Here is a 13,111-nt window from a genome sequence, read left to right on the forward strand (position 1 = left end):
ATAGATGAAATCAGGAATTTTATCGACCTACCGCCAAAATGTTTATTGAATTAGTGAATCAGACATTTGAAAAACGTAAAGTTCTGCCTGCTGCTGAAAAAATTAATATATTTATGTCTACAGTATTAATAGACTAAATATCCCGGCTTATCACCTGGAAAGAGTTTTTATAGATGAAGCAGACTACTGGCGCTGATTATACCGGAGATAAAAATGCATAACGATGAAATTATTACCGGGTGTATTCTTTACCCTGCTGTCGACTGAGAATTTATAAATTGTAATATGCTATCGTTATGAACAAACTGCTTTTGATTGTATTATTGTTTATTGGAAACCAGCAAAGTAAACCCACTTTATTCCTGATTGGAGATTCTACCGTTAAAAATGGAAAAGATAAAGGAGATAATGGCCAATGGGGCTGGGGCCATTTTATCGGAGATTACTTCGATACTACCCGTATAAGTATCAGTAACCGGGCACTGGGTGGGACCAGCAGCCGCTCTTACCAGACTAAAGGCTTATGGGACAGTGTGCTGGCTAAATTAAAACCGGGAGATTATGTGATCATGCAATTCGGGCATAATGACGGGGGGCCACTGGATGATACTGCCCGTGCCCGTGGTACTATTAAAGGAACAGGAGAAGAAAGTAAGGAAATCTTTAATCCTATTACCAAACAGCAGGAAGTGGTACATACCTATGGCTGGTACCTCAGCAAAGTGATTAAAGAAGCAAAGGCTAAGGGCGCTATTCCGGTGGTTTGTTCCCCTATTCCCCGTAATGTATGGAAAGAGGGCAAAGTAGCCCGTTCTACAGAAGATTACGGACTTTGGGCTAAACAGGTGGCCGGGAAGGAAGGGGCGCTGTTTATAGAGCTAAATGGGCTTATTTCAGACGTTTATGATAAAGAAGGAGAGACGAAGGTAGCCAGCACCTATTTTGGAACATTAGATCATACACATACTGTTGAAGCAGGGGCTAAATTAAATGCCGCGGAAGTAGTGGAAGGGATTAAATCATTAAAAGGATTCACTTTAAATAAGTACCTGAAAGGCAGATGAAGAGCGCCGCTTTATTGCTTATCAAAGCCTTTCCGTTTCCCGGAATCTTCTTTTCAAGGGAATAGTCAGTATTTTCGGCTGAAGCCGGTTATATAAGGAAGTAAATAATATAGTGATGCGTACAGCGAAGGCGAGGGGTAACGAATATAGAAAAACAGTTAACGTCCGGGTCTCTAACTGTATAGCTGCACTTTTTCAATCATCTCTACGATATTGGATACCTGTAATTTCTCACAGATCCTTTTCTTATAAGTACTTACGGTAGAGATCTGTAAACTAAGCTTTTGTGCAATTTCAGCTACGCTTGCACCTTTTATAAGTAGCTGCATGATATTACTTTCCCGGTTAGACAGGCGATCTAAAGGATTGGAAGTATTTGATTTCTTATTGCTGACGTTATTGAGCAGTGTCTGTTTTAACAGGGGGCTCAGGTATTTTTCATCTCTCAACAGACTTTTTACGGCATTCTTTATCTCCTCTATTCCCGTTTTCTTGGAAAGAAAGCCATCTGCACCTGCTTCCAGGTATCTCCACCCGAAGATCTGTTCATCATAACTGGAAAAGATGAGAATCTTGATTTCGGGGTGTCTAAGTCTTATTACGTCCAGCATCTGGTGGTTATTTCCCCCGGGCATATCTATGTCCAGAATGACCAGGTCGAATTGCTTTGAGGAAAGCATTTTCAGGGAGTCATCAAAACTACTGGCGTTACTAACTTGGACGTCTTCAATTGCTTTTTGCAGGATAAGGGTAGTTCCATACCGGACTACTTCCTGATCATCTACAACTAATATGTTAGGCATAGTATAGTTATTGTGTAAAAATACGTGACAACATGATATAATCAAACAGATATAAGTAATAAAATGGAAAAGGGCCGCACGAACATGTTATGACAACTTACTATTTGTAGTAATATTACTACAATATATCGAAATAAATTCTAATAAAATAGAAATTTATATTATGTATTTTTGTGCCATATGAAGTACAGTGTCGTGAGCGTCCGCATAAAAATCAGGCCTTGATAAAAATATGGTACAAGACTTATGTCTGCGTTAAACGTAATATAAGCATCTGCTAATCAATTAAATGTAAAAATGAGATTATTTCTACCTAAATGTTTAGGCATTACCATACTGTTTTGCCTATACAGCATTTTTTTATCAGCTCAAACAGGCCCTGCCGGTGTAAATAGCGGAGCCGTTTTGTGGCTGGACGCTTCCGATGTAAACGCAGGTGGAACAGCACCAACTATTGGGAATACTGTTTCTACCTGGCTGGACAAATCGGGCAGCGCGCATAATGCTACATCAACGGGTACCAATACTGCAATATATACAAGTGGGGGCGCCAATAGTTTACCGGTTATACATTTTAACAGAACTTCTTCTGGTTCGGGTACAGGTTTTACCGTGAATGGACTGGATATCAGGGCGGTTACTTCTCCGGAAGTAACAATCTTTGCTGTATACCGCCAGGGAACCAATGACGGTAATAACCAGGCTGTTTGGGGTAATGATAATGGAAGTCAGCAACGTTTCTTTAATTCCAAATGGAGTACAGGGACCACAGACGGTAGCTTATCGACGGGGGGGACCGCATCGGTCATAACCGGGGCTTCCACCGTTGGGGAAACGAGGCTGGTTACCGGGGTGTATAGTGGCCTGGTCACGGCCGGGGTCAATACAGGTGCCAGTAATGCTTCCGCTGTATATATCAATGGAAAGAAATTGTCTGCATTTACCGATATGACTGCTGCCTCCAGCGGTCAATCTGTTTTTAAGATAGGCCTGGACGGGGATGATAACTATTTCAACGGGGATATAAGTGAAATTGTGGTCTATAACCGCAAACTCACTGATTGTGAGCTGGAAACAGTGAACAGGTACCTGGCCGATAAATATGGGATCGATTTTAGTAATATCGGCTCTTATTATTCATTAGGCGCTCCTATCAATAACAATATCAATGGTATAGGTAAACCAGCATCCGCATGTTCCGGTAACCCTACCATTACAAGTGCCAGCAGTGGTATCGCTATTGTAAGCAACCCGTCTTCAGTTTCTGCAGGTGCGGTACTTACATTTGCCAATGACGGTGCAGGCTATGGTGTTTCTTTGGAAACACCCCCTGCTTATAATTCCCGCCTCACACAAATATGGAGGGCGGACCTTACAGGTATTGTAGGTACAGTAGATATCTGTTTTAACCTGGAAGGGTTAGGGATCGATGAATCGAATTCTGCCAATTTTGCTTTACTAATAGATAAAGATGGCAACTTTAGCGATGCCAGTATTGTAAGTTCAGGCGTGAGTGTATTTGGAGACAGGGTATGTATCTCTGGTGTAAGTCTTACAAAAGGGGATTACTTTACGCTGGCTACCTCAGCGCCAGGTGCTACCGCTGCTTCAGTTACTTCTTCCAATGAGGGTAAAGTGCAGCTTTCTGCTTTTACAACAGCTACTGTAATAGATAACCAGATCCTGGTAAAAGGAAGTGCGACCATTACTAACGGACGTGTATATATTGATACCGGCTTTGTTGCCAATGATGTAATAGGATGGGGTACTTTACCTACTGGTGTAACAGGGGCATACAGTACGGCTACCGGTATCGCAACTTTCACGGGAACAGCTACCCCTGCCCAATGGCAGGCTTTCTACAGAACAGTGACCTTCAGAACAACCAGTGGTAATCTTTCAGACAGGGTGATCCGCTTTGTACTGGGCAGTGTCGTTACGTTAACTGTAGGTTCCAAACCACATTATTATGAAGCAGTTACAACTGCTGTAAACTGGGCCAACGCAAAAACAGCCGCTGCCGCCAAAACACTCTATGGTATGCAGGGGTACCTGGCAACAGTTACTTCCCAGGCAGAAAATGATTACATAAGAGCAAAACTGGCCTCTACCGGCTGGATAGGTGCAACAGATAATTACCTGGAAGTGAATGCTGCCAAAGGCAGTACTTTATATGCTAACCAGGCAGCGGCAGATGGTCATTACTTTTGGGTAACCGGTCCTGAAAAAGGAACGGCCATTTCCAACGGTCTTAACAACCCGGTTGCAGTAGCGGGCGCTTACATGAACTGGAACAGCGGTGAACCAAATAATTATCAGGGAACCAATGAACAGTATGTTCAGCTGAACACCCTGTTATGGAACGACCTTCCCCTCAGTTCTACGCTGGGGTACGTAATTGAATATGGCGGATATCCAAGTGATTCCGTAATGAATATTGATTACAGCAGAGTGGTGAGAAATGCTCCGGCAGGACCAGTGTTTACTACTATTACTAATGACAATGGTTCAAGTACCACTGATAAGATTACCAGTGATTCTACCCTGATTATAAAAGGTACCGGTCCTGGAAATGCACTCATTACAGTATATATTGAGGATATTGGTGTGATAGGCACCACAACCGCTAACGGCGGCGGCGCATGGACCTTTGATTATACCGGCACTATCCTGAAAGATGGGACTTATAACTTTACTGCAACCAGTACGGTTTCTTCTGTAGTAAGCGCTATGAGTGCGGTATTCCAGGTAACTGTAGACCGTACTGCTCCTGCTAAACCTGGTACACCAGCATTGGCATCCGGTTCTGCTGCTGCTACTAATACAACAACACCTGCATTAACAGGTTCTGCTGAACCAGGATCTGTGGTAACTATATATGTAGATGGTGTATCGAAAGGTACTGTAACAACAGATGCCACCGGTAAATGGACTTTTACTTCTCCCGCTTTAACGGTAGCCACACATTCTATTACAGTTACCGCAACCGATGTTGCAGGGAACATAAGTGTTTCCAGCGATGCCTTTGTATTAAAGGTAGATCTGACGGCACCGGCTACTCCTCCGGCTCCAACATTGGTAGGCGGTGTTGCTGGTGTAATCGGTAGTGCAACTCCAACTATTAAAGGTACTGCGGAAGCAAACAGCATGGTACTCATCATTAAGGATGGTACGTTGATAGATTCTGTTGCTGCCGATGCTACCGGGAATTACACGTATACATTTGTTACCCCTTTGCCAGAAGCTACTTACAGCATTACCGTAAAAGCAAGGGATGCTGCCAGTAACTTAAGCGCTGCAAGTGCTGCATTAAGTATAAAAGTTGACATCACTCCGCCTGCTACTCCTGCTGTACCCATACTGGTAGGTGGTAATAATGGCGTGACGAATAACAACAAGCCAACTATCAAGGGGACTGCAGATCCAAATACTACAGTCATCATATTTAATAATGGTGTGGCAGTTGATTCTGTTCTTGCAGATGCAAGTGGTAATTATACTTATACACCTCCGGCAGCTGCACCGGATGGTACTTACACCGTTACAGTAAAGGCGAAGGATGCAGTTGGCAATGTGAGCGGCGCAAGTCCTGCATTGACGATCACCATTGATACCGGTATACCTATTACACCAACAGTACCTGTGCTGGTGGGTGGTAACAATGGTTATATTGGTACCAGCACACCTACTATTACTGGTGCGGCAGAAGCTAATTCCAAAGTATACATTTATAAAAATGGTACAGTTCTCGATTCTGTAATCGCAGATGCCAGTGGCAATTATACTTATACATTCTTAGTACCATTGCCTGATGCTACATACAGTATTGCGGTGAAGGATAAAGATGCAGCAGGAAATGTGAGTGCATTTAGTCCGGTATTAAGTATTAAAGTTGATACAACTAAACCAGCTACACCATCTGTACCGGTTAAAGTAAGTGGTAATGATAAACCAGTTATCTCAGGAGTAGCAGAAGCAAACAGCACCGTAACTATTTATAGTGATGGTGTGTCTATAGGCACTACAACCGCAAATGCTTCCGGTAATTATACTTATACATTTACTACTTCACTGACAGATGGTACACATGCGATTACCGTAACTGCCACCGATGCAGCGGGTAACGTGAGTACTGCCAGCCCTGCATTGAATGTACTGGTAGATACAACTAAGCCAACTACACCAGCAGCACCGGTTAAAGTAAGTGGTAATGATAAACCAGTTATCTCAGGTGTGGCCGAAGCAAACAGCACCGTAACTATTTATAGTGATGGTGTGTCAATAGGCGCTACAACCGCAGATGCTTCCGGTAACTATACTTATACCTTCACTACTTCACTGACAGATGGTACACATGCGATTACCGTAACTGCCACCGATGCAGCGGGTAACGTAAGTACTGCCAGCCCTGCATTGAACGTAACAGTTGATACAACTAAACCCACTACGCCGACAGCTCCTATTAAAGTAAGTGGTAATGATAAACCAGTTATCTCAGGCGTGGCCGAAGCAAACAGCACCGTAACTATTTATAGTGATGGTGTATCAGTAGGCACAACTACTGCAGATGCTTCCGGTAATTATACTTATACCTTCACCACTTCACTGACAGATGGTACACATGCGATTACCGTAACTGCTACCGATGCAACAGGTAACGTAAGTGATGCTAGTGCAGCATTAACTGTAACAGTAGATACAACTAAACCAGTTACACCGGCCGCACCTGTGAAAGTAAGTGGTAATGATAAACCAGTTATCACAGGGGTAGCCGAAGCAAACAGCACCGTAACTATTTATAGTGATGGTGTATCTGTAGGCACAGCTACGGCAGATGCTTCCGGTAATTATACTTATACATTTACTACTTCACTGACAGATGGTACACATGCGATTACCGTAACGGCTACCGATGCAACAGGTAACGTGAGTGATGCTAGTGCAGCATTAACTGTAATAGTCGATACAACTAAACCAGTTACACCGGCCGCACCTGTTAAAGTAAGTGGTAATGATAAACCAGTTATCACAGGGGTAGCAGAAGCTAACAGCACGGTAACTATCTATAGTGATGGTGTATCAGTAGGCACAACTACTGCAGATGCTTCCGGTAACTATACTTATACCTTCACTACTTCACTGACAGATGGTACACATGCTATTACTGTAACTGCTACCGATGCAGCAGGTAACGTAAGTACTGCCAGCCCTGCATTGAATGTGACAGTTGATACAACTAAGCCAACTACACCAGCCGCACCGGTTAAAGTAAGTGGTAATGATAAACCCGTTATCACAGGGGTAGCCGAAGCAAACAGCACGGTAACTATTTACAGTGATGGTGTATCAGTAGGAACTACTACCGCAGATGCTTCCGGTAATTATACTTATACCTTCACCACTTCACTGACAGATGGTACACATGCGATTACCGTAACTGCTACCGATGCAACAGGTAACGTAAGTGATGCTAGTGCAGCATTAACTGTAACAGTTGATACAACTAAACCAGCTACACCATCTGCACCGGTTAAAGTAAGTGGTAATGATAAACCAGTTATCTCAGGGGTAGCCGAAGCAAACAGCACGGTAACTATTTATAGTGATGGTGTATCTGTAGGCACAGCTACGGCAGATGCTTCCGGTAATTATACTTATACATTTACTACTTCACTGACAGATGGTACACATGCCATTACTGTAACTGCTACCGATGCAACAGGTAACGTGAGTGATGTTAGTGCAGCATTAACTGTAATAGTTGATACAACTAAACCAGTTACACCGGCCGCACCGGTTAAAGTAAGTGGTAATGATAAACCAGTTATCACAGGCGTAGCAGAAGCAAACAGCACCGTAACGATCTATAGTGATGGAGTGTCAGTAGGAACTACTACTGCAGATGCTTCCGGTAATTATACTTATACTTTCACCACTTCACTGACAGATGGTACACATGCGATTACCGTAACTGCTACCGATGCAACAGGTAACGTAAGTACTGCCAGCCCTGCATTGAATGTAACAGTTGATACAACTAAACCAACTACACCAGCCGCACCTGTGAAAGTAAGTGGTAATGATAAACCAGTTATCTCAGGCGTGGCCGAAGCAAACAGCACGGTAACTATTTATAGTGATGGTGTATCTGTAGGCACAGCTACGGCAGATGCTTCCGGTAATTATACTTATACATTTACTACTTCACTGACAGATGGTACACATGCCATTACTGTAACTGCTACCGATGCAACAGGTAACGTGAGTGATGTTAGTGCAGCATTAACTGTAATAGTTGATACAACTAAACCAGTTACACCGGCCGCACCGGTTAAAGTAAGTGGTAATGATAAACCAGTTATCACAGGCGTAGCAGAAGCAAACAGCACCGTAACGATCTATAGTGATGGAGTGTCAGTAGGAACTACTACTGCAGATGCTTCCGGTAATTATACTTATACTTTCACTACTTCACTGACAGATGGTACACATGCGATTACCGTAACAGCCACCGATGCAACAGGTAACGTAAGTACTGCCAGCCCTGCATTGAATGTACTGGTAGACACAACTAAACCATCTACACCAGCGACCCCTGTACTGGTAGGTGGTAACAATGGTGTGATCAATACAAATAAACCGACGATTAAGGGTGTAGCAGAAGCGAATGCGACTGTCATCATCTTTAAAGGTGGAACCGCTATTGATTCCGTAACTGCAGATGCCAGTGGTAATTACACCTACACATTTGTAACGGCTTTACCTGATGGTACTTACAGCATTACTGTAAAAGCTAAAGATGCAACTGGTAATGTAAGTGCAGCAAGTCCTGCGTTGAGCATCACAGTAGATACGACCAAACCATCTGCACCAGCTGCACCAACATTGGTAGGCGGTAACAATGGTTTGATCAATGATGCTACACCGGATATTAAAGGAGTAGCAGAAGCAAACAGCACAGTAACGATTTATAGCGATGGGGTAGCGGTTGGTACTACAACAGCAGATGCCAGCGGTAATTATACTTATACATTCCCGGCTAACTTAACAGATGGTGCGCACGCGATCACTGTTACAGCTACAGATGCAGCGGGTAATGTAAGTGCTGCGAGTGCTGCATTGAATATTACCATAGATACTGTTAAACCGGTTACACCGGCCGCACCGGTACTGGTAAGTGGTATTAACGGTATAACGACCGATGCTACTCCGGATATTACAGGAGCAGCAAGTGTTAACAACACGATCAATATCTATAGCGATGGTATATGGGTAGGTCTTACTACTACAGATGCCAGCGGTAATTATGCCTATACATTTATCACTACACTGGCAGACGGTGCACATGCCATTACTGTTACTGCTACAGATGCAGCAGGGAATGTAAGCGCATTCAGTCCTGCATTAAATATTAAGGTAGATACACAGAAACCATCCACACCAGCAGCTCCGCTACTGGTAGGTGGAACAAATGGTATTGTTATTACCAGTAAGCCAACGATCAAAGGAACAGCAGAAGCAAATGCTACTGTCATCATCTATAAAGGTGGTACCGTACTGGATTCTGTGACGGCCGATGCAAGCGGTAATTATACTTACACATTCGTAACAGCCCTGGCGGATGGTACTTACAGTGTTACCGTGAAGGCGAAGGATGCCGCAGGTAATACCAGCGGAATGAGCCCTGCCCTGAGCTTTACAGTAGATACTACCACACCGGTTACACCGGCCGCTCCTGTACTGGTGGGTGGTAATAATGGTGTAACCAACGACGCTACACCGGATATTACCGGTAAGGCAGAAGCTAACAGCACCGTAAGCATTTACCTGGATGGGGTGAAAGTGGGTACTGCTACCGCAGATGCCAGCGGTAATTATACGTATACATTTACAGCAGCCCTGGCGGATGGCGCTCATGCTATCACGGTAACGGCAACTGATGCCGGTGGTAACGTAAGTGGTTTCAGTCCTGCATTGAACATCACCGTTGATGCCTCTGCTCCGGCTACACCGCCAGCTCCTGTATTGGTAAGTGGCAGCAATAACAAAACAACGGACCCTACTCCTGATATCAGGGGAACCGCAGCTGCCAACAGCACCATCACCATTTACAGTGATAACGTAAAAGCAGGTACTGCTACTACAGATGCCAGCGGTAATTACACCTTTACATTTGTAAATGATCTGCTGGATGGTACCCGCAGTATTACAGTAACAGCCACCGATGGTGCAGGTAATGTAAGTCCTGCCAGTCCTGCATTGAGCATTGTGATAGATGCACATGCCCCGGGCAAACCAACAGCGCCGGTATTAATGAGCGGATCGAATAATATTACCAATGATGCCACTCCGGATATCGCGGGTAAAGCAGAAGCAAACAGTACCGTGACTATCTATAATGACGGTGTTGTAGTGGGTACTGCTATCGTGGATGCCAGTGGAAATTATACCTATACTTTTACTACTGCACTGGAAGACGGTTCTCATGTGGTAACGGTAACGGCTACGGATGACGCAGGTAATGTAAGTCCTGCCAGTCCTGCACTGAACTTCTCCTTAGATACACATGCACCGGGTACGCCAACAGCACCGGTATTAGCAGGTACCAGCGATTATCTTACCAATAACGCTAAACCAACGGTTACCGGTAAAGCTGAACCAAACAGTATCGTTACAATTTATGCTGATGGTGTGGCTGCTGGTACTGCCCAGGTGGATGCCAACGGTAATTATACTTTCACTTTCCCGGCGGCATTGACTGATGGGGCACATGCGATCACTGCAAGGGCTACGGACCAGGCAGGTAACAGTAGTGAATCAGCCAGTCCTGCATTGAATATTGTAATAGATACCAAACCACCGGCAACTCCGTACACACCTGTACTGGTAGATGCTGTGGTGAATGGTGTAGTCCCTAATGGTAAGCCAACTGTAACAGGTACGGTAGATCCGAATACGACGGTGACTATCTACGACAATGGGGTAGCAGTGGGTACTACCAAAGCAGACAGCACCGGTAAATGGACTTATACATTTGAGACACCGCTCTCCAATGCGGCGCATGCGGTTACTGTAACGGCAACAGATGCTGCGGGTAATGTCAGCGCCACCAGCCCTGCATTAAACTTCACCATTGATGCACATACTCCGGATATTCCGCTGCCTCCAAGACTGCCAGGTGTTAATGGTAAAACAAACACAACGACACCAAATATTACCGGTCAGGGTGAACCTGGTACACTGATCACCATCTACACAGATGGTACGAAGAGTGGTACTGCGATGGTAGATGCAAATGGAAACTGGACTTACAAGTACAATCCGCCATTATCAGAATCTGCGCATAACATCTATGTAACGGCATCAAAAGCTGATGGTACTTATGAAAGCGGACATAGTGAAACGGTTATATTAACTGTTACGCTGAAAGGGCCTACTGTTGTCCTTACCTCCAATGCCAGTGCAGGGGCTATTGTGAACAGCACCTTAACGGTAACTGTCACCTTCTCCGATGCAGTGAGTGGATTCAGTTGGGATGATGTGGTGGTGACGAACGGTAAAGTAACCGGCTTCACACAGGTATCTTCGGGTATTTACCAGATACTGGTTACCTCTGCGGAGAATGGCATCGTAACAATAGAAGTCCCTACCGCTGCGGCAGTTGATATTATCGGTAACGGCAACGTTGCGTCAGATATCTTATCTATCAATATGAAGCCAACGGAGGGTATTGCACAGGTATATCCAATGCCTGCTACAGAAGTGATGAATGTACGTTTCTCTGGGATCTACAATGCGAAAGGATTGGTGAGCCTGACGAATATGGCGGGACAGGTTTTAATGAACCAGCCGGTCACTATCAAGAATGGTGTAGTAGGACTGAATGTACAAAGATTACCGGGTGGTACTTATGTATTACTGGTGACTGTGAAGGATGCAACTTATAATATGACAGTTGTTATAGCGAGATAAAGAGAGTTGTCCCGGCAATGAATATTGCCGGGACTTTTAAAGAAAACAAATTTATCAGATGAGACAATTTTCTTTCCTGGCCATTTTATTTGTGATGTGGGTGCCGGCAATGATCCAGGCACAGGATTTTAGCAAAATCCTGAATGTTGCTTCATCAGCAGCACCTTTTCTGCGGATTTCTCCGGATGCACGGGCAGGAGGGATGGGGGAAGCAGGCATTGCTACCTCTCCCGATGCGAATGCCTCTTTTTATAATCTTTCCAAAGTTGTATTTAATACGGCTCCCAATGCAGTAGCGGCAAGTTACACACCCTGGTTAAGAAGTATCAGCAGTAATATTTACCTGGCTACTATATCCGGTTATCACAAACTGGACGATATGCAGGCTGTCAGCGCTTCATTACGGTATTTTAGTCTGGGTAACCTGCAGTTTTCCGATGCTTCGGGCAATATGCTTGGGAGTTCTCATCCCAGGGAGTTTTCATTCGAAGGAGGATATTCACGTAAACTGAGTGATAAATTCAGCATAGCCCTGGCAGCCCGTTTTATTAATTCCAAGTTAGCCAGCGGAGCTGCAAATAACTCATTAACGACCTATAAAGCAGGTAATGCTTTCGGTGTGGATATCTCTGCATTTTATACCGATCTGGATGAAACCGGGAAAGGATATGCATTCGGCGCTACGCTTACCAACCTGGGATCCAGGGTAAATTACAGCAGTAACACTACGTCCAAAGAATTCCTTCCTGCTAATTTAGGGTTGGGAGCATCTTATATGATGCCGCTGGATGATCAGAAAAGCAAGTTCCAGTTTGCGCTGGACATCAACAAGCTGCTGACACCAGTGCCTCCCACAGATTCTGCTGGTATTGCTGAATATTATAAAGGCAGTGTAGTGTCCAGCTATTTCAAGTCTTTCGGCGGAGACAATGGTGGCCTGAAGGCTTTCCAGTTTTCATTGGGAACAGAATACAGTTATAATAATGAATTTTTTATAAGAGCAGGTTATTTCTATGAAGATAAATATCATGGCGGCCGTAACTACCTCACTACAGGAGTCGGTTACAAATATCAAACTGCCATGTTTAATATCGCTTATGTAGTGCCTTCGGGCAGCGGTATTACAAAAAGTCCACTATCCAATACACTCCGATTTGGAGTAACTGTTACCATTCCATAAAAAACAGGGAAGGAACAGTGCCATTCCGTAAGAACCAAGAAACAGTCTATCCTATATCCCTATGCCTACGAAAAGGGCTGCTCCGAGGAGCA

At 44.3% G+C, this 13,111-nt stretch carries 4 protein-coding genes; 3 read left to right on the plus strand and 1 reads right to left on the minus strand.

The window, feature by feature from the left end; genetic code table 11:
• The first annotated feature begins 296 nt into the window (after window positions 1-296).
• Complete coding sequence (locus GO495_RS27410) at window positions 297-1,064, plus strand: rhamnogalacturonan acetylesterase (RefSeq protein ID WP_157303145.1); 768 nt, start codon at window positions 297-299, stop codon at window positions 1,062-1,064.
• A gap of 173 nt (window positions 1,065-1,237) precedes the next feature.
• Here GO495_RS27410 and GO495_RS27415 read toward each other — a convergent pair whose 3' ends face one another.
• The gene (locus GO495_RS27415; RefSeq protein WP_157303146.1) at window positions 1,238-1,867 is read right to left on the minus strand and encodes a response regulator; all 630 of its coding nucleotides are present in this window, start codon (window positions 1,865-1,867) and stop codon (window positions 1,238-1,240) included.
• 297 nt (window positions 1,868-2,164) lie between these two features.
• On the opposite strand from GO495_RS27415, the gene GO495_RS27420 reads away from it, so the two are divergent.
• Together GO495_RS27420 and porV are read left to right on the plus strand one after the other, a co-directional pair.
• Window positions 2,165-11,839, plus strand: coding sequence for an Ig-like domain-containing protein (locus GO495_RS27420; RefSeq protein WP_157303147.1), 9,675 nt, complete (start codon window positions 2,165-2,167; stop codon window positions 11,837-11,839).
• Window positions 11,840-11,897: 58 nt separating this feature from the next.
• Complete coding sequence (porV, locus tag GO495_RS27425) at window positions 11,898-13,019, plus strand: type IX secretion system outer membrane channel protein PorV (protein WP_157303148.1); 1,122 nt, start codon at window positions 11,898-11,900, stop codon at window positions 13,017-13,019.
• Window positions 13,020-13,111: the final 92 nt, after the last annotated feature.

Origin of the sequence: Chitinophaga oryziterrae (genome assembly GCF_009758125.1) — a bacterium.
Lineage (GTDB): Bacteria > Bacteroidota > Bacteroidia > Chitinophagales > Chitinophagaceae > Chitinophaga > Chitinophaga oryziterrae.

Bases quoted from the DNA above. Each gene is read 5' to 3' on its own strand.
- porV (WP_157303148.1), top strand. From the start codon at position 11,898: ATGAGACAATTTTCTTTCCTGGCCATTTTATTTGTGATGTGGGTGCCG.
- GO495_RS27420 (WP_157303147.1), top strand. From the start codon at position 2,165: ATGAGATTATTTCTACCTAAATGTTTAGGCATTACCATACTGTTTTGC.
- GO495_RS27410 (WP_157303145.1), top strand. From the start codon at position 297: ATGAACAAACTGCTTTTGATTGTATTATTGTTTATTGGAAACCAGCAA.
- GO495_RS27415 (WP_157303146.1), bottom strand. From the start codon at position 1,867: ATGCCTAACATATTAGTTGTAGATGATCAGGAAGTAGTCCGGTATGGA.